At 52.4% G+C, this 17,632-nt stretch carries 16 protein-coding genes; 4 read left to right on the top strand and 12 right to left on the bottom strand.

The window, feature by feature from the left end; all coding sequences use genetic code 11:
* Positions 1 to 94 precede the first annotated feature (94 nt).
* A complete protein-coding gene (locus tag ACLB09_RS14710) occupies positions 95 to 1,315 on the top strand; it encodes an MFS transporter (RefSeq protein ID WP_410770581.1) in 1,221 nt (406 codons plus the stop codon).
* 303 nt (positions 1,316 to 1,618) lie between these two features.
* Positions 1,619 to 2,602 (top strand): LacI family DNA-binding transcriptional regulator, encoded by a 984-nt coding sequence (locus tag ACLB09_RS14705; protein WP_410770580.1) that lies wholly within the window; start codon positions 1,619 to 1,621, stop codon positions 2,600 to 2,602.
* Between the two features lie 88 nt (positions 2,603 to 2,690).
* Here the strand turns inward: ACLB09_RS14705 and ACLB09_RS14700 are convergent, their stop codons facing one another.
* From ACLB09_RS14700 to ACLB09_RS14685, 4 genes are all read right to left on the bottom strand, one after another.
* A complete protein-coding gene (locus ACLB09_RS14700; RefSeq protein WP_410770579.1) occupies positions 2,691 to 4,373 on the bottom strand; it encodes a glutamine--tRNA ligase/YqeY domain fusion protein in 1,683 nt (560 codons plus the stop codon).
* Between the two features lie 69 nt (positions 4,374 to 4,442).
* The gene (locus ACLB09_RS14695) at positions 4,443 to 4,913 is read right to left on the bottom strand and encodes a GNAT family N-acetyltransferase (RefSeq protein ID WP_410770782.1); all 471 of its coding nucleotides are present in this window, start codon (positions 4,911 to 4,913) and stop codon (positions 4,443 to 4,445) included.
* 102 nt (positions 4,914 to 5,015) lie between these two features.
* Positions 5,016 to 6,236: an MFS transporter gene (locus ACLB09_RS14690; protein ID WP_410770578.1), complete on the bottom strand. Its 1,221-nt coding sequence runs from the start codon at positions 6,234 to 6,236 to the stop codon at positions 5,016 to 5,018.
* 179 nt (positions 6,237 to 6,415) lie between these two features.
* Positions 6,416 to 8,482 carry a molybdopterin-containing oxidoreductase family protein gene (locus ACLB09_RS14685; protein ID WP_410770577.1) on the bottom strand — a complete coding sequence of 689 codons (2,067 nt, stop codon included), beginning with the start codon at positions 8,480 to 8,482 and terminating at the stop codon, positions 6,416 to 6,418.
* Between the two features lie 73 nt (positions 8,483 to 8,555).
* Here ACLB09_RS14685 and ACLB09_RS14680 point away from each other — a divergent pair, with 73 nt between their 5' ends.
* Entirely contained in the window at positions 8,556 to 8,714 is a 159-nt protein-coding gene (locus ACLB09_RS14680; protein ID WP_410770576.1) for a hypothetical protein, read from the top strand.
* 135 nt (positions 8,715 to 8,849) lie between these two features.
* On the opposite strand, the gene ACLB09_RS14675 is transcribed toward ACLB09_RS14680, so the two are convergent.
* Positions 8,850 to 9,689 (bottom strand): formate/nitrite transporter family protein, encoded by an 840-nt coding sequence (locus ACLB09_RS14675; protein ID WP_410770575.1) that lies wholly within the window; start codon positions 9,687 to 9,689, stop codon positions 8,850 to 8,852.
* Positions 9,690 to 9,918: 229 nt separating this feature from the next.
* The gene (locus ACLB09_RS14670; RefSeq protein ID WP_410770574.1) at positions 9,919 to 11,280 is read right to left on the bottom strand and encodes an FAD-dependent oxidoreductase; all 1,362 of its coding nucleotides are present in this window, start codon (positions 11,278 to 11,280) and stop codon (positions 9,919 to 9,921) included.
* 646 nt (positions 11,281 to 11,926) lie between these two features.
* Here ACLB09_RS14670 and ACLB09_RS14665 point away from each other — a divergent pair.
* Positions 11,927 to 12,163 (top strand): hypothetical protein, encoded by a 237-nt coding sequence (locus ACLB09_RS14665; protein ID WP_410770573.1) that lies wholly within the window; start codon positions 11,927 to 11,929, stop codon positions 12,161 to 12,163.
* Between the two features lie 237 nt (positions 12,164 to 12,400).
* Here ACLB09_RS14665 and ACLB09_RS14660 read toward each other — a convergent pair whose 3' ends face one another.
* The 6 genes from ACLB09_RS14660 to ACLB09_RS14635 all read right to left on the bottom strand — a co-directional run bounded on the left by ACLB09_RS14660 (position 12,401) and on the right by ACLB09_RS14635 (position 17,554).
* Positions 12,401 to 12,754, bottom strand: coding sequence for an iron chelate uptake ABC transporter family permease subunit (locus tag ACLB09_RS14660; protein WP_410770572.1), 354 nt, complete (start codon positions 12,752 to 12,754; stop codon positions 12,401 to 12,403).
* A complete protein-coding gene (locus ACLB09_RS14655) occupies positions 12,699 to 13,499 on the bottom strand; it encodes a hypothetical protein (RefSeq protein WP_410770571.1) in 801 nt (266 codons plus the stop codon). Before ACLB09_RS14655 ends, ACLB09_RS14660 begins: the two co-directional genes overlap by 56 nt.
* A gap of 35 nt (positions 13,500 to 13,534) precedes the next feature.
* Positions 13,535 to 14,389, bottom strand: a complete 855-nt coding sequence (locus tag ACLB09_RS14650; protein ID WP_410770570.1) for an ABC transporter ATP-binding protein — start codon at positions 14,387 to 14,389, stop codon at positions 13,535 to 13,537.
* 174 nt (positions 14,390 to 14,563) lie between these two features.
* Positions 14,564 to 14,908 carry a DUF3243 domain-containing protein gene (locus ACLB09_RS14645; protein WP_410770569.1) on the bottom strand — a complete coding sequence of 115 codons (345 nt, stop codon included), beginning with the start codon at positions 14,906 to 14,908 and terminating at the stop codon, positions 14,564 to 14,566.
* Positions 14,909 to 15,019: 111 nt separating this feature from the next.
* The gene (locus tag ACLB09_RS14640; protein WP_410770568.1) at positions 15,020 to 15,979 is read right to left on the bottom strand and encodes a M15 family metallopeptidase; all 960 of its coding nucleotides are present in this window, start codon (positions 15,977 to 15,979) and stop codon (positions 15,020 to 15,022) included.
* A gap of 141 nt (positions 15,980 to 16,120) precedes the next feature.
* Entirely contained in the window at positions 16,121 to 17,554 is a 1,434-nt protein-coding gene (locus ACLB09_RS14635) for a DEAD/DEAH box helicase (protein WP_410770567.1), read from the bottom strand.
* Positions 17,555 to 17,632: the final 78 nt, after the last annotated feature.

Raw genomic sequence — 17,632 nt, 5'->3', positions numbered from 1 at the left:
TTGTATCCCCTTTCATCTGTGTGTTACATTGAGAACATAGTCACTTTTCGAAATGAATAGATGCAAAGAACGAACTGGAGTCGGACAGAAAGGAATGGCGCGCTTGCGGGACAATACCCAATTCTCGTCTTCATCTAAATTGCCCTTGGGGCTGCTCAACTTTTTCATTTACGGAACCATGGTTATTTTTGCCGCCTTCTTTCAATTATATTTGCAAGACATCGGCATGGACAAGATGGAGATCGGCAGCCTGATGGCCATCGGCCCGTTTATCTCGCTGCTGGCCCATCCATTTTGGCGGCATTTAAGCGACCGTGGCCAAAATATCCGCGTGGTTCTGTTGCTGATGATGACAGGACTATTGGTTATGGGCCATCTTGTTTTCAAGGCGAATACTTACCATCTGCTATATCTATCCATGATCTTGCTCTTCTTTTTCCAAAGTCCGCTGCTGGCGCAAACCAACAGCCTGACCCTGGGCTATCTCGGAAACAATGGACGCAAATTCGGCGCTTATCGGCTTTGGGGCTCTTTAGGCTGGACCTTCGTGGCACTGACGGCCGGACCGATTATCGATAGCGTAGGTCAAAACGGAATTTCATTGCTCTTCAGCATCACCTTAATGCTGGGGATCGGATCCGCTTTGCTGTTACCGTCAATGAACCAATCGACAAATACGCCTTGGATTTCATCCGCGGAAATCCGGCACACATTACAAAATAAATATTTTCTTGCCTTCGTTATTTTCGGTATGCTGGTTTCGATTCCCAACTCGATCAACGGTATCTTTATGCCGCTGTTTATCACTGATCTAGGCGGGTCGCGATTTCAGGTTGGCGGTGCGGTATTTCTGTCGACCATCTTTGAGGTGCTCGCTTTCGTTCTGCTAAGTCGCTTCCTAAAACGTAAAATCACTTACCTAATGGGCTGCCTGACGCTTGTCAGCTTATTGTTCGCGCTGCGCTGGAATTTGATGGCGGAGGCAACCGCGCCGATTCAAATTATTCTCATCCAGATCTTGCACGCCGTAACCTTCGGCGGTTTCTTCTATGTAGGAACCAGGCTGACCGCCTTGTTCTTGCCACGGCCGCTGCGATCTGCCGGACAAGCCGTTTACGCCTTTGCCCTAAGCGGAATGTCGGGAGTGATCTCAGGCCTGCTTGGGGGATGGATCTTTCAAAATTTCGGCCCGGTCATCATGTACAAAATGGGAGTAGCCCTGGCGCTCATCGGAGCGCTGGGATTCGGCCTCATGTGGCGTCAAATCCGCAAAAACGGGTATTCGCCTGCCATTCCTCAAAAAGAGGAAGTTTGATATCCGAATGAAAAACGGTCCGGTTCCTTGCAGGAGCCGGATTTGTTACATATTATAGAGTTTACGGACAAATAAGAAAACAAGCTCCGGACGGCGTCACGCCCTCCCCGAAACCGGGTGGTTACGCCGCCGCTGCCAGAGCTCTGTTTTCCTGCTGAGAGGCTGCCTGACAAATATTTGTCAAGCTCTCGTCTCAAGTGTACACTATGAAATGCATTTCAGATCAAGAATTATAAAAAAAATCTCATATAAATTTAGTAATTGCATAAGCAGAACTTGATCATCGATAAGGAGGCCCCGCCGTTGGCCAATATCAAGCAAATCGCCGAAGCTGCCGGCGTGTCCGTGACTACGGTTTCCCGCGTACTGAACCATCATCCGTATGTCAGCGAAATCAAGCGAATGGCGGTCGAAGAAGCGATCGAACGCCTCCAGTACACCCGAAATATGAATGCCGTGCATTTAGTTAAAGGAAACGTACAATCGATCGGCGTCATTTTACCCCAGATTAATATTCCCTATTTCTCCAAGCTGGTGGAAGGCATCGCCGGTGAAGCGCTGCTGCATAATTATCAGCTCATTCTCTGTCAGACCAATTATTCTCCAAAGGAGGAGCTGAACGCGCTGAACCTGCTTAGAAACAAACAAATGGACGGCGTCATTATCTGCTCACGTTCACGCTCGCTAACTTTGGATCAGGTGGAGCCCTTTGCCGCGTACGGACCGATCGCTCTCTGCGAAGAGGTTCGGGACCGGAAGCTATCTTCGATTTATTTCGACCATTACGGCAGCTTCCGGAATGCCATACGCTATTTGTGGGACAAAGGCCACCGTGACATCGGATTCACGCTAAACCGAAGGGACAGCCAAAACAGCAGGCGCCGCAGGAACGCATATGCCGATACTCTTAAGGAACTCGGTGGCCGGGCACGCCAAGAATGGATACTGGACGGCTGCAGTGAAATCAGGGACGGTCGGGTCATCGCGGATTGGCTGCTCCAGATGGAGAAACGTCCCTCGGCGCTCTTGGTCAACGGAGACGAAATCGCTGCCGGTCTGCTTGTTTCCCTAAGGGAACGGGGAATCCAAGTGCCTGGCGATATCGCCATCGTCGGTTTTGACAATCAGCCGATTTCCGAAGTGTTCGGGATATCCACGATCGATAACCGGCTGGCCGAAATCGGAGCCCGGGCATTCGGGATACTCCACAGCCAAATTCTCGATCCGAACCTGCCTTCCGTCACGGAGGAGTTCCGCTTTCGCTTGATTGAGCGGGATACGGTATGAAGAGATCGACAAAACAAAGAACCCTCAATACCGCTATTAAAGCGATATGAGGGTTCTTTTTACTTATCTGCGGTTTCATGCTGCAGGATTATTTCGGCAGTTGAAACGAGCTTTTTAGCGAAACAATCAGGTTAAACACCGGATGTCCCGGGGTCGAGTATTTGAAATCAACGTTGAAATAGCCATGACGGAAAAATTGGAATTTGTCCTGCGGCTGCGCGTCCTTCATTCCCGGCTCCACAAAGCCGTGCATGATAGTCAGCGAGTTAGGGTTGATCCGTTCCAAGAACGGCTTCTCTTCCCCGCCTTCCTCGTCTACCTCTTCGTCGAGAATCAGCGGCTCATACAGCCGGAATTCGGCCGGTACCGCCTGGCTTGCTTCCACCCAATGGATCGTGCCTTTGACCTTGCGGCCGGTAAAACCGCTGCCGCTCTTGGTTTCGGGATCATAGGTGCAGTGGATTTCCACCACATTGCCGTTCTCGTCTTTAATCACGTCGTTGCACTTAATGAAGTAAGCATGCTTCAAACGGACTTCGTTGCCGGGGAACAGCCGGAAGTACTTGCTCGGCGGATTCTCCATAAAGTCGTCGCGTTCGATATAAATTTCGCGGGAAAACGGAATTTGACGGTTGCCCATCTCTTCGTTTTCACTGTTGTTCTCGGCTTCAAGCAGTTCCGTTTGTCCCTCCGGATAATTCGTGATAACCACCTTCAACGGGTCAACGACCGCCATCGTGCGCGGTGCTTTCAGCTTCAGGTCCTCCCGGATAAAATGTTCCAGCATTTTCAGATCGATGGAGCCGTATGCTTTGGAGATCCCTGTTTCAAATACAAAGGACTTGATTGCTTCCGGCGTATAACCCCGGCGGCGAAGGCCCGAAATCGTCGGCATGCGCGGATCGTCCCAGCCGTCGACAACCCCTTCGTCGACGAGCATTTTCAGCTTCCGCTTACTCGTTACGGTTTGCTCGAGATTGAGCCGCCCGAACTCATATTGGCGCGGTACGCTCGGCATTTCCGTCTCGGCGATCACCCAATCATAAAACGGGCGTTGATCCTCGAACTCGGTGGAGCAGAGGGAGTGCGTAACGCCTTCAATCGCGTCCTCCAGCGGATGGGCGAACGTATACATCGGATAAATGCACCATTTGTCACCGGTGTTGTGATGGGAAGCATGTACGATCCGATAGATAACCGGGTCCCGAAGATTGATGTTCGGCGAAGCCATATCGATCTTGGCGCGAAGCACTTTTTCCCCGTCCTTGAACTCGCCGGCACGCATCCGTGCGAACAGGTCCAGATTTTCTTCGACCGAACGGTCCCGGTAAGGGCTGTTTTGCCCCGGTTCGGTCAGCGTTCCGCGCGTCTCGCGGATTTGGTCGGCGCTGAGATCGTCCACGTATGCTTTGCCCTTATTGATCAGCACAACCGCACGATTATACATTTCTTCAAAATAGTCCGATGCGAAGCGAAGATCTTCCCAGTCAAAACCGAGCCATTTCACGTCCTCCTTGATAGAGTTGACGTATTCGATGTCCTCTTTGACCGGGTTCGTGTCATCGAACCTCAAATTCGTCCGGCCGCCGAATTCATCGGCCAGCGTAAAGTTAATCCAAATCGCTTTGGCATGCCCGATATGCAGGTAACCGTTCGGCTCCGGCGGAAAGCGGGTCACGACAGTTTCCACTTTGCCGTTTTTCAAATCTTCGGTAATAATGTTTTTGATGAAATTGGGAGGGGTACAGTTGTTGTTCTCCACGGTGATCAACCTTTCCGTTCATGGAATCTCTGATTTATATTCTCCGATTTTTCTTCTTATAAATATACCGATATCTCGTCAAATGTTCAATGCCGCTTCTATGGGACACCACATCAGAATGTCATCGACATACTGCCCGTCCAGGTAAAATTCTTCGACAAGCCGGCCTTGCTCCATAAATCCGCAGCTTTGATAAAAAGCGAACGCCTCCGAATTACTCGCGAGAACGCGCAAAGAGAGCTTGCGGATTCCTTGATTGGCGGCATGTTGCTTGACGGCCTCCATCAGCTTGCGGCCTACGCCGCGTCTCTGGTACGCGGGATGAATGGCGATATTAATGTCGTATACGTGGCGATTACTCTCCAGGGGAGTCGGGAAATCAAATCCCAAATACCCGCAAATCTCCTCGCCAATACCGGCGATGAGCTGGCTCCCTGGCGGGCATTTCTGCAAATAATGCTCCCGGGACTTCCATTCAATTTGCGCGGGGGTCGAGTGCTCGTCCCAAACCAGCGAGTCAAGCTCCATAAGCGCTCCCGCATCGCCCATTTGCGACAAACGAATCCAGATGAAATCAGACACAGGTTCCCACTTCCTTTCCTTCCAACAAAACTAAGTGAGTTAAATCAGATTATACACAAAAATGCAGGCCTACGCCGCATGCGTGATTTCGCCCTTAGCGTCACGGTTCATATAGGCATGGACCAGAAACGCTATCACGGCGAGCACAGAAATCGCGACCGCGAGCCAGGCTACCGGGATGAGCCCGTTCCAGTCGAACAAGACGCCCATGGCGTAAGGGCCTACCACTTTGCCCGCGGCGCCCATCCCGCCGACCACGCCCAGATAGAACGGCGCCGATTTGCCCGTCCGGTCCGATATAAACGAGGGAATCGCCGGAGAAATCAGCATTTCCCCAAAGGTAGTCAACACCATGGCAAACACCATACCGGGATAGGTGTGAAAACCGAGGATAGTTACATAACCCAGTAAATAAAATATCGCGCTCGCCGTTAATTGCGCTTCGGCCGATCCGGCAAAAGTCCGTTTAATCCAAAGAATAAACGGCTGTCCGATAAAGATCAGCACCCCGTTCAGCGTCCAGAGAATGCTGTAATTCCACTCCGGCATGCCGTTCGAGATCGTAAACGGAGATACCCCGTTGTTCCAAACGCAGTTACCGAGCCAAAGAAAGAAGGAACCGATCCCCATGAACAAATAAACATTGTACCTGCTCAACAAATGCCAGGTATTTTGTCCCTCGGGGGTTGCTTTGCGTTTTTCGAGGTGCATCTTGCCCTCGTTTTTTTGAACCTTGTTCAAATAAATCCAGAAGAAAAGAGCAAAAGCCGCCGAAGTCGCCCCATTCAAAATAAAGCTCATATCATAGGAAATACGGGCCAAAAAGCCGCTAAGCGCGGTCCCCAGGGCCACCCCTATATTGTTCGCAACATAGATGACATTAAATAATTCTCCCCGCCGCTCCGCAAAGCGGAAGCCGATAAAAGCTTGAATAGCCGGCATGGACAAAGCGTTAAAGAAGCCGATCAGCCCCATGAGCAGCATAAACAGAGACCAATTCCCGCTGCCGAGCGGAAGCAGAAGCAGGAATAGAGCGTTTAACCCCACGCCGCCGACGATCAGCTTTTTCACGCCCAGTTTATGATATAACGAGCCCCCGAGAACTTGTCCGGCGATACCGCCCAGCGACATGACCAGGATCACCAGACCGGCATCCGTGACCGTCCGCCCCAGCACCTTGAACACGAACATCGTGATCAGCGGCCACATCAAAGATCCTCCGGCCGAGCTGATCAGACTGGCGACAAGAAAAATCTTTACTTCCCGCGGATAAGACTGTAACCATTTCATTCTCTATCTCTCCCCCCTTGCTAAGCCCTTAACACCCGTAATTTCTGCAGATTATAAAAAAATGACAAAGGAGCCTCATTCAGGCTCCCTTGTCACCGCCATTTTTATCAGTGAATGTAAGTATATGCAGCCCAGATTATCATAGTATCGCTTAAATGGGCCGAATTTCGCAAGTACATTTATTGACGCTTTACATCGACAACGGTTGAGAAAAAGACAGCCCCGCCGCCCATATCGGCGAGCCGGTCGGGCGTAAGGGTGTTAACGCGTCGGCGCCGGCCGCCCTGCTCCCACCATAAGCCCTGGCTCACTACCGTGCCCGGCAGCATTTTGCTTTCGACAGCTGCCTTGACTTGGTAGCTGCCCCTGTCGTTCCAGACAACGACCTCGTCGCCATCCTCAATGCCGCGCGCCGCCGCATCCTCCGGATGAATTTGCAGCACCGGACTTTTCTCCAGCGTTTTCAGCTTCTCCACATTGCCGAAGGTCGAGTTCAAAAAGCTGTGATTCGGCGGCGAAACGAACATGAGCGGATAAGTCGCCTTATCCCCGGGCCGGTTCTCTCCGTCGTATCCTTCTTGAAGCGGGATGTACGTCGGCAACGGAGGAAGCCCCGCTTCCGCCATTTTTGCCGAATATAATTCGATTTTGCCCGAAGGCGTCGTGAGCATATCAAGATAGCGCTCCCGATGCCGCATGTCCAGCTTCACAAATCGATGTTCCTTTAAGCCTTCCAGCGTAATCCCGTCCAAATAAGGATTCTCCGAAAAATCCAGCGCCTGCCGGATCATATCTTCTTCCGTATCCCGGAAGGCTTCTTCTTCAAAGCCCATGGCCTCGGCCAGCAGGCGGAACACCTCCACATTGCTTTTGCTCTCGCCCTGTGCCGGAATGACCGGCTCCTGAAGCTGAACATAATGATGCCAGTACGAGCTGTACAGATCCGTGTTCTCAAAGGTCGACGTCGCCGGCAGTACGATGTCCGCATACTTGGCCGTATCGGTCAGAAATAAATCATGGACTACCGTAAACAGGTCTTCCCGGCTTAAGCCCCGCTCGACCTTGCCCGTGTCCGGCGCCACCACGGCCGGATTCGAGCAGTAAACGAACATGGCCCGGATGGGCGGATCCAGGGTAAGCAGCGCTTCGCCGATCCGGTTCATGTTGATCGTCCGTACATTGTCATCTCGCCTTAAATCCGGGAGTTCCAACGCATCGGAATTCATATTGGCGTAAGCGCCGTTCGACTTGAACGCACCGCCGCCCGAAACAAGCCACTGGCCGGTCAGCGCCGGCAGGCAGCTGATCGTGCGAATCGCCATCCCGCCGTTGTCATGATGCTGAAGCCCGTTGCCCATATGAATGTAAGCGGGCGAAGTCTCCGCATACATCACCGCCAGGGCTTCAATATCTCCGGCGGGTACCCCGGTAATCGCCGACACGCGCTCCGGCGTATAGGTTTTCACATGTTCGCGAAGCTCATCATGGCCAATGGTATATTGTTCAAGAAACCCTTCGTTCACCAGGTTCCGTGCAAACAGTACATGCATCATGCCGAGCGCAAGCGCGCTGTCCGTCCCCGGATAAAGCGGGATGAACCAGTCTGCTCTCTGGCCGGTACGGTTGCGGTGAACATCGATCACCACCAGCTTCGCGCCCTGCTTCCGGGCCTTCTCGATCAGAGCAATCTGATGCATATTCGTACTTACGAGATTGCCTCCCCATACTATGATCAGCTTCGCTTTTACCGTATCCTCCGGACTAACGCCTCCGCCAAACCCCATTGTATAGTTCCAGCCGGTATTTCCCGCCGCCGTGCAAATCGCCCGATGCAGCTTGGAAGACCCCAGCCGGTTAAAAAACCGCTTGTCCATCCCTTCCACGCTAAGAATTCCCATATTGCCGTAAAAGTTATATGGCAAAATGCTTTCCGGTCCGTGCTCCGAAATCAGCTCCCGATACCGTCCGGCAATTTCCGCAATCGCTTCATCCCAGCTGATGGCTTCAAATTTCCCCTCACCTTTTGCGCCAATGCGTCTCATCGGATGCAGCACACGCTCCGGATGATAAACCCGCTCGGCCATGTTCCGCACTTTGTTGCAGATCGCACCCTGCGTAATCGGATGATCGGGGTTCCCCGTTACTTTCACGATTTTTCCGTTCTCTTTATGCAATAGCAAACCACAGGTATCCGGGCAATCAAGCGGACACACCGCGGGAAATATTCCGTTCTCCTCTCGGATCATGCAACCATCCCCTCCTGATTCATTTATTGTAGAAAAAAGCCTCGCCCCTGTCTACTGGAAGGAGGGTGGAAAAATGCGCATAGCAACTCCTTGGAAAACAGAGGAGCTCGGCGGAGCTTGGGGAATACGGCGGGGCTTGCGGAGCACGGCGGGAGCAGGGGAAAGCGTTACGCCAGCCAGCATGGAAATATCCAACGAGGACAGTCTCTTGTCAGTTACATCTAACACTTGACTGGATATTTCCAACGAACGAAATGCTGAGGAGGCGTGGTAACGGTGGAGACAGCAGCGACAACTAGCATACAAACATAAAAAAGCCGCCTCATTGAGAGGCGGCAGACTAATTGATCTTATTCAGATATTCCGGTTAAGCCGATTTGTTGGTGGTTGCAGCTACATTTCCCGCCGCATGTTCGCCCGGAGAAGCCGCCGGTGCACCCTTGTCTTTCAAATAGGCCATCCAGTAAGCCGCAGCTACAAACAAGGCGCCGCCCGTCAGATTGCCCAGCCATACCGGCACGAAATTTTTGAAGTATTCTCCCCAAGAGAAATAACCTTCGAATATTGCCGCCGGAATCAGGAACATATTGGCTACAACGTGCTGGAATCCAATCGCGACGAACGCCATTGTAGGAAACCAGATCCCGAGAATTTTACCGCTCATATTATCCGCTCCGTAGGAGAGCCATACGGCAAGCGCGACGAGCCAGTTACAGCCGATCCCCGACACGAATGCCTGAAGGAAGCTGTCATCCAGCTTATGTCCCGCCATATCCACGAGTTTCTCCAAATAAACGCCGCTGGAGGTCAATCCGACGACATGCCCGAAAAAGTAAGCGACGAACAGAGCACCTACAAAATTGCTAATTGTAATCAGCACCAGGTTTTTGCACATTTCGCCTGTCGTTATTTTTTTGGCCATCCGGGATAACGGCACCGCCATCATATTCCCCGTCAGCAATTCCCCGCCGGCAAGCAGCACCAGGATCAGTCCGATCGGAAACACCGCCGCGCCGATAAAGGTCGCGATGCTTCCCCATTCTTTCGGAGCTCCTGCAATAACGCGTATATCAAGCAAGAATCCGAGGGCGATAAAAGCACCGCCCAGAAATCCAAGAATCAAAACCGTCAACAATGGATTGTGAGCTTTTTTGATACCCATTTCAACCGTCACTTTGGCAATTTGATCGGGTTTATTGTAAGCCATCATTCATTCTCCTTTAGGACTTGTTTGTAAACTCCCCTGTTCCCCTGTTATTGTAACTTGAGCCTTGGCGTCCAATAAGTAACATAAGTCACGACACCGCTTACATAAAGTGAATTTTTTCACACTAAAAATGGAAGTCCTACCTGACAGCAACATATGTAAAAAGAAAACAGCCCCTGCAGAATCGAGTCCTGCGGAGGCTGTTCGAGACTAAATCGTTATAAGGCGGTTAAGCTTGAACCGTTTCACGTGCCGGTACTTCCGGCAATGCTCCAAGACCCGCGCTGTTCAGGAAGTTCCATGGTTTGTTGTAATGCGGCTGGAAGAAGAAATCGACGAACGCAAGCTCTTCCATCTTCATGCCGTTCTGGATGCAAACCGAGATGGTGTTGATCGATTGCGTCAAGTCTACCTTCGACATGATCTGCGCACCCAGAATGCGTCTTGTTGCTTTTTCATATACCACTTTCAGCATCACTGGTTCATGGGTCGGCATAAACTCCGGACGGTAGTTGTCAGTGATCATTACCGCTTCCGCATCGATTCCGGCTTCCTTGGCCGAAGCCTCCGTCATCCCGGTTCCCGCGATGTTGTCCTCGTAAATTTTGATGCCCGATGTCCCTTGGGTTCCCATATACTTCACGGTTGGTGCCACCAGGTTGCGGGCTACCAGCGTTCCCATCCGAACCGCGTTGGTTGCGAGCGGAATGTAGGCATGCTTTTTCGTCGGGTTATAGAAAACCGCGCAGCTGTCGCCTGCCGCATATACATCCGGCGCGCTGGTCCGCATATATTCATCCACGATGATCGCGCCGTTGCCGAGCATATCGACTTGCCCTTTGAGCAGTTCGGTGTTCGGTCGGAAACCGATGCACATAATAACGAGGTCGGCGTCGTATTGGCCGCGGTCGGTGACTACTTGAGCCACTTTGCCGTTTTCGCCTGTGAATCTTGTAACTTTCTCGCCTAAGGCAAGGGTAATTCCGTGTTCGCGGAGCGACTCCTCGATTTTATCCGTATATTCGGCATCCAAATACTTGCTCAAAATGCGATCTTCCGCATCGATCAGCGTCACCTGTTTACCGTTCAACTGGAACGCCTCGACCAGCTCGACGCCGATATAACCTGCGCCCACAACCACGATATTCTTGGCTTGCTGCGCCTTCTCAATGATCGTATTCGAATGGTTGAAGTTTTTCGAGAGCAAAATATTTTCCAGCTCAATTCCTTCAAACTTCGGCACGATCGGCCACGAGCCTGTAGTCACGATCAGCTTGTCGAACGAGTCGATAAACTCTTCCCCGGTAGTCAAGTTGCGCGCGCGCAGCGTTTTTCCGGCTGCATCGACCGAAGTCACTTCATGGCGCATGTTTGTTTTAACACCCAGCTCGGCGAGTTGTTCCGGCGACGAATAAAACAGTCCTTGAGGATCTTTAACCATGCCGCCTACGTAAAGGGCGATCCCGCACGACAGAAACGAAATGTTATCATTACGCTCATACACCGTGATTTCCGCTTCCGGGTAAAGCTTGGCTGTATTGACAATGGCTGCTGTTCCTGCGTGAGTACATCCGATAACTGCTACTTTCATGGTTTCTTCCTCCTAGGGTCCCCTCAGTCTAATTTTTCATAATTCGGGGTTTATTTGTGATTTTTGTAACTTACAATTTTAAAAGTTTGTGATATCGTTCACCTGATACTCTTATTATAGTGTGACATTTTTCACATTGCAAGAGGTAAATCTGTGGTTCGAAAAATATTCACAATTTTAAGTATTTATATAAGAATGCGACCTTCTCTTAACACTGTCTCCGATCCCGACCACAATGCCAAGAAGATCATGCTCAGACATTCGTTAAATCAAATTCAGCTTATTGTTGTCGTTTATGCGCAAAAATAATCACTCCCTGGGGAACTAACTGATGTAACTAGTGAGATGGCTTTAATGCTTGAGAGCTACATATAAGGGAAGGAGAGCAAAAGTGGAGGGTATGATTGGCGTAGGCGTCCGTAGCATGTCCGCTAAGACATTGCAGGGATGCTTGTGATGCTTGGGGATGCATGTGATGCTGGTGATGCTTGTGATATGTGTGATATGTGTGATGCTTGTTGATGGGTGTGGTGCATGTGATGCGTGTGGTGCGTGTGATGCATGTAATGCATGTAATGCGTGTGGTGCGTGTGATGCATGTGATGCGTGTGGTGCGTGTAATTCGCGTGGTGCGTGTGATACATGAATGCATGTAATGCATGTGATGCGTGTGATGCGTGTGGTGCGTGTGGTGCGTGTGGTGCGTGTAATTCGTGTGGTGCGTGTGATACATGTAATGCGTGTGGTGCATGTGATGCATGTGATGCGTGTGGTGCGTGTGGTGCGTGTGGTGCGTGTGATGCATGTAATGCATGTGATGCGTGTGGTGCGTGTGGTGCGTGTGATTAGTTTGATAAATGCGAGTGCGCCTGCTGGTTGGTGATTGGATATTTTCCAACCAATTAGCGGCAAACATATTCTCTTCTATGCTTGGTTGGACAAAATCCAATCAAAAAGGACTTTCACGTACAAATGAGCGGCTAAACGTTCATTTTCGTTGGAATATCTCCAATCAAAGATAATCGGAGCAACCACCAAGTACTGCCGCATTGGAAAAACTCCAATGAGGCGGGAGGTCATGTGACTTAACATGAAACTTAAGAGGACTCATACGGTGAGTTCACTTGAATGAGCAGAAAAACCCGAGCGGTTCACTACGGTCGGGTTGTTGATTTAATTTGGAGGCGGATCGCGCACCGGCCGTCCGCATCAGCCACAGGAAGTACGGCGCGCCGAGCAGGGCTACGACCAAGCCGGACGAGATTCCCTTCGGCGCGGCAGGCTGCACGCGGTCGACGATGTCCGCAAGCACCAGGAACACGGCCCCGAGCAGGGCCGAGAGCACCGTCAGCTTGCGGTTCGCGTTCGGCGCGAGCAGCCGGGCCGCACGCGCCCCTTTTTTATGTAAATCATTGTGGCTACGATGACGCTTTAGCGGCAGCCATGATTTCTTTTCGCTTAGCTTCGCGGTCACTCTTCGACAACTTTGGACAACCGTAGCAATAGCCATGCCCCGTGTCTGTACGATAAGCCAGACAGCAAGTCGGCTTCATCCGGGTTTGCTCGCCGGGACGATACGGGTCATCGATCCAGATCTCCTTCAAGTCAAAAGGATTCCGCTTCAAACCGAACCACGCTGCATCCAGGGTTCTGGCCAAATAAGCGTACTGTGCCTTAAATGTTTCCTTACAGGAGGGATTCTCGATCTGGTTCCCCATATAATCCAGATAAAATTCAACGCCAAGCGGCATTTGCCCCCACAGCTGCGCCACCGGTAGTCCCGATATCACTGCAGCCGTTTCCAACACAGGCCGGAGCGTGTCCCTTACAAAAGCCCCCAGGACCTCATTGCGCCATCCATCCCGTTCTTTCGAAGGCCAGGGGTTCTCGGCGGAATCCTTCAGCACGAAGAAAAACCGCGGATATCCATTCACAATGTCGATCTGAATAACGAGGTTTTTGAGCGACCAATCCACGCACCCCTCGCAACTCGAGATCATGTACAGAATAGCCGCAGGAATGACCCGCCAGCATGCCGCATAATAGGTGGCAGCGACCTGGATATCCCGCCCTTTGATTTGCTCTTGATAGAATGTAAGCAGACGCTCTGCCTGCTCACGATCAAGCAGCATTTCCGCCGGAATCGTAAACAGGGCATTCTCTCTTTTTTCCGTTACAACGGAAAGAGCCCGATCGAGCAACCCGAAATCAATATTCATAATTTCGCCTCCTGTAATATAACCGGCAACTTCCCTTACAGGATCGAGGCAACTTTGTTGGCCAAATCTCCTTTTTTGCCGGACCGCACCTTTCCTTCCGTCGCTGCACGGTACAGCTCGTAAGGAAGACAGAGCGGAACTCCGCTGCGCGGATCCGTTACAATATCCGCTTCAATACCGAACACCTCACGCAATACATCGGAAGTAACGACTTCTTCAGGAACACCGACGGCAACCGCTTCGCCCTTCTTGATCGCAATCATATGATGTGCGTAACGCGCGGCGTGGTTCAAATCGTGGACAACCATGACGATCGTCCGACTCGATTCGGCGTTCAATTCTTCGAGGAGCTGCAATACTTCCAACTGATGCGCCATATCCAAAAATGTCGTCGGCTCATCGAGGAACAAAATATCCGTTTCCTGCGCCAGCGCCATGGCAATCCAAGCCCGTTGCCGCTGTCCGCCGGACAACTGTTCCAGAGCGCGATCGCTAAATTCATTCATTCGGGTCGCCTCGATCGCCCAGTCGATAATCTGACGATCTTCCGCTTTTAATCCGCCAAACCCTTTTTGATGCGGAAACCGGCCGTAAGACACCAATTCATACACCGACAGACCTTCCGGAGCCGTTGGATTTTGCGGCAAAATCGCGAGCTGCTTGGCGACTTCCCGGGTCGACTGCTTATGAATCGACTTCCCGTCGAGCAGAACGCTGCCTCCTTTAGGCTGCAGAATCCGGGCCATCGTCTTCAATATCGTCGATTTCCCCGATCCGTTGGCCCCTACCAGAGCCGTAATCTTCCCCTGGGGAATCGATATATTCAAATCTTGGACAATCAGCCGGTCCTCGTACGCAATATCCAAATGAGAGGTCTTCAATGATGCCATGACCATCTTCCTTTCTATAATGACCTTGATCTAAGAGGTCCGAAGCTTTCGTAATTATGCTACTTTTTAAAGATACTGATAATCATTATCACTTGTCAACAGGAATTTATGTACGCATGATGCAAAAAGACGCCTTTTCAGGCGTCCTATTGTCTGTATCTCATGAAATTAGGTTCAATGAACGGACTGTGCCAACCGTACCAGCATATGAGCAAGCGCATGACGATGACCTTGGTCTCCGGCTTTCCACAATTCCTGCAACAGCTTCTCTTCCCGGTTTCGCGGCTCCTCCTTGACTGCCAGGTAATCGCCGATTTTCTCGGCCGCCTGCGCCATCGTTTCCTCGCTTAAACCTATATTCTGCGCAAGTTCGATCCGTTCGCTTAAATACTTTATAAATGTGTCAAAGCTTTCCAGAATTTCATCCTTCCGCTCGTCGCCCATCCGGTTCAGGGCATCATCCACCCTGCCCAGCGCCGTTTCGCCTTCCTTGTTAACCACGTGATTGTGCTCGGACATGCAGAACGCCTCCTTCGGAGTTATGAAGTTATGAATCTGAATCTATCAAGTTCGTTACTACATAACCCGCCCCGAAGGCTCGTGAATCACCAGTTCCTCATCGCACCCTCGTTAAGGATTGGCTGAAACAGGCACTGCGTCATAGTACTCTTCCAGCGTAATATCCCGGTCCGCGATATCCGCAGCAATATCCGTGCCTACGTAACGCAGATGCCATGGCTCGTATTTATAGCCGGTAATGTCCTCTTTGCCGTCAGGATAACGGATAATGAAGCCATATTCCGGCGCATGTTTCGCCAGCCATTTAGCTTCCTCGGTATCTCCGAAGCAATCTTCGGCGGCGCATTTGCCGTCACTGCCCGATACGTCGATGGCCAGACCGGTCTCGTGCTCACTGTGACCAGGTACGGCGCTGTAGGTTTTAGCTTTTTCCAGACCGTCCTTTTTTACATACCGGTTAAATAATGACGTCTGCGTGCTGTGGGAACGATATGCGGATACGCCCGCCAGGTAGATTCCATCCTTCTCGGCGCCGGCAAACATTTTTTCCAACGCGGAAGCGGCCTCGCTGCGCATCATCCGTTTCTCGATCTTTTCCTTAAATGTAAACCGCACATCCGGATAAACAAGATCATCAGGCTTATGGTCCTCAGGCAGAGCGAATTCCTTGTTGACCAGTACGGCTACGCTGTCCGCGTCGGCGGCAGCCGCTTGGCTTCCGTCGCCGGAATTGCCTTCATTGCTTTGATCGTCAGGCGAAGAACCATTGCCTTTCGGACCGGCATCCGTACCGTTTCCGGTCTTGTCGCCGTCTCCATCCTTCACGTTGCTTGTACCGTTGCCTGGATCGTTGGCGGTGCCGCTATCGGCATCGTCATTAGTCACCGGGGTGTTCCCCGCATTTGCCCCATTATCGGATCCTGCGTTCCCTGTATCGTTGGCTTCCGTGTCCGGTGTCTGGTTTGCGGTTTGGGGTCCGGCCGTATCACTGGCGCAACCGGTAAACAAAACGGCGGTAAGCATAAGCACAAGGGCAGTCCATACCGCTCCCCAACCACTCCGATGTCTCATGATGAATTCCTCCCGTTGTAGTCTCTTTCAATCTTCCAAATACAAAACGCATCGGCGTTCAATTTAGTTGCTGACAATCGTATCCAAAAGGCCCAATAATTTTACAATCGCTAAATTACTGGCCCTATCTTCCAATATGACCTACGAACGTCCGCGGCGGCCGCCGTCATTCCGTCCCGATCCCCGTCGTCCTCCGCTTCCCTGTTCGCGCCCGCCGCGACCGGATGCAGGTCCGGAGCCCCGCTTCGCGCCGCCGCCTTGGCCGCGTCCGCCTTGTCCCGAGCCGCCCGGTCTGCCGCCTGCCGTGCCAGGCTTCCGCCGGCCCTCCGCCGCATTCTCGCCGCGGCGCCCGCCACTGCGGCTGCCTTTACCCCGGCCGCGCTCCTGGGCATCACTGCCCGAGCGGCTTTGCTGACCGCCGCCGTCCCTGGCGTTGCCGCCTACATCCGTCACGCCGCTCTTCTCGTACCGCTGCCGCTTCAAGCGAAGGGAGATACCGCGCTCGATGTTCCGGAGCGCCTCCACGTCCTTCGGTGCAGCGAATGTGACGGCGATGCCTTTCTCCCCGGCCCGGCCCGTCCGGCCGATCCGATGGATGTAACTGTCGACGTCCTGCGGAATGTCGTAGTTAAACACATGAGTCACGCCCTCGACGTCGATCCCGCGGGCGGCCACGTCCGTCGCCACCAGCAGTTCCAGCTTGGCGTCGCGGAACGCGCGCATCACCTGCTCGCGTTTGGACTGCGACAGGTCGCCATGCAATTCGTCCGAAGCGAAGCCCGCCTCCTGCAGCGCCTGGTTCAGCGTACTTGCCCGGCGTTTCGTGCGGCAGAAAATCACCGCCAGGTACGGACGGTGCTGACGAATCATCGTAATCAGCGCGTCCTGCTTGTTCCGGTCCGTGCATTCGACGACGACTTGCCGGATGCTGTCCAGCGTCACGCGCGAAGTTTCGGCGATCCGGATGTCGCGGGGCTGCTGCATATACGTTCTGGCCAGACGCTTTACATTATCGGGCATCGTCGCCGAGAACAGCATCGTTTGACGGCTGCGCGGAACTAGGCGGATAATTTCCTCCACCTCGGCCAAGAAACCCATGTGCAGCATCTGATCCGCTTCATCCAGCACAAGCATCCGGACGGATCCCAACGTCAGCGAGCCGCGGCGCAAATGATCCAGCAACCGGCCCGGCGTACCGATGACAAGCTGAGTCCCGTTCTGGAGCTTGCGGAGCTGGCGCTCCACATCCTGCCCGCCGTAGGCGGCGAGCACGGACATGCCCTCGACAGCCGCAGCCAGTTTGCGCGCCTCGGCGGTAATCTGAATCGCGAGTTCGCGCGTCGGCGTAATGATCAACGCCTGCGCTTCCGGGCGGTCGGCGCGGATCTTCTCCATAATCGGCAGCAGGAATGCCAGCGTCTTGCCGGTACCCGTTTGCGCCTGAACGATTACATCTTCGCCCGCGAGCAATTCCGGAATCGCCTTTTCCTGGACGGGCGTGGGATTCACGATCCCCTGACCCTGCAATATTCGTAAAACGGCCTTCGATAGACCCATTTTCTGAAAAGTTGTCAAAAAAGTTCACCTCATTAGTTATTAACCCGCACTTTATGGTCACATTTTGCCCCGGTCGCCCGGGTTCTAAAAGCGGGC

This window comes from Fontibacillus forbon (assembly GCF_046559655.1).
Lineage (GTDB): Bacteria > Bacillota > Bacilli > Paenibacillales > Paenibacillaceae > Fontibacillus.
This window is presented reverse-complemented; position numbering and strand designations above follow the sequence as displayed.

Excerpts from the sequence above, each read along its gene's own strand:
- ACLB09_RS14650 (WP_410770570.1), bottom strand. The coding sequence starts at position 14,389 with ATGGCATCATTGAAGACCTCTCATTTGGATATTGCGTACGAGGACCGG.
- ACLB09_RS14690 (WP_410770578.1), bottom strand. The coding sequence starts at position 6,236 with ATGAAATGGTTACAGTCTTATCCGCGGGAAGTAAAGATTTTTCTTGTC.
- ACLB09_RS14665 (WP_410770573.1), top strand. The coding sequence starts at position 11,927 with ATGCATGTAATGCATGTGATGCGTGTGATGCGTGTGGTGCGTGTGGTG.
- ACLB09_RS14655 (WP_410770571.1), bottom strand. The coding sequence starts at position 13,499 with ATGAATATTGATTTCGGGTTGCTCGATCGGGCTCTTTCCGTTGTAACG.
- ACLB09_RS14710 (WP_410770581.1), top strand. The coding sequence starts at position 95 with ATGGCGCGCTTGCGGGACAATACCCAATTCTCGTCTTCATCTAAATTG.
- ACLB09_RS14695 (WP_410770782.1), bottom strand. The coding sequence starts at position 4,913 with ATGGGCGATGCGGGAGCGCTTATGGAGCTTGACTCGCTGGTTTGGGAC.
- ACLB09_RS14675 (WP_410770575.1), bottom strand. The coding sequence starts at position 9,689 with ATGGCTTACAATAAACCCGATCAAATTGCCAAAGTGACGGTTGAAATG.
- ACLB09_RS14670 (WP_410770574.1), bottom strand. The coding sequence starts at position 11,280 with ATGAAAGTAGCAGTTATCGGATGTACTCACGCAGGAACAGCAGCCATT.
- ACLB09_RS14645 (WP_410770569.1), bottom strand. The coding sequence starts at position 14,908 with ATGTCCGAGCACAATCACGTGGTTAACAAGGAAGGCGAAACGGCGCTG.
- ACLB09_RS14680 (WP_410770576.1), top strand. The coding sequence starts at position 8,556 with ATGCGCATAGCAACTCCTTGGAAAACAGAGGAGCTCGGCGGAGCTTGG.
- ACLB09_RS14685 (WP_410770577.1), bottom strand. The coding sequence starts at position 8,482 with ATGATCCGAGAGGAGAACGGAATATTTCCCGCGGTGTGTCCGCTTGAT.
- ACLB09_RS14640 (WP_410770568.1), bottom strand. The coding sequence starts at position 15,979 with ATGAGACATCGGAGTGGTTGGGGAGCGGTATGGACTGCCCTTGTGCTT.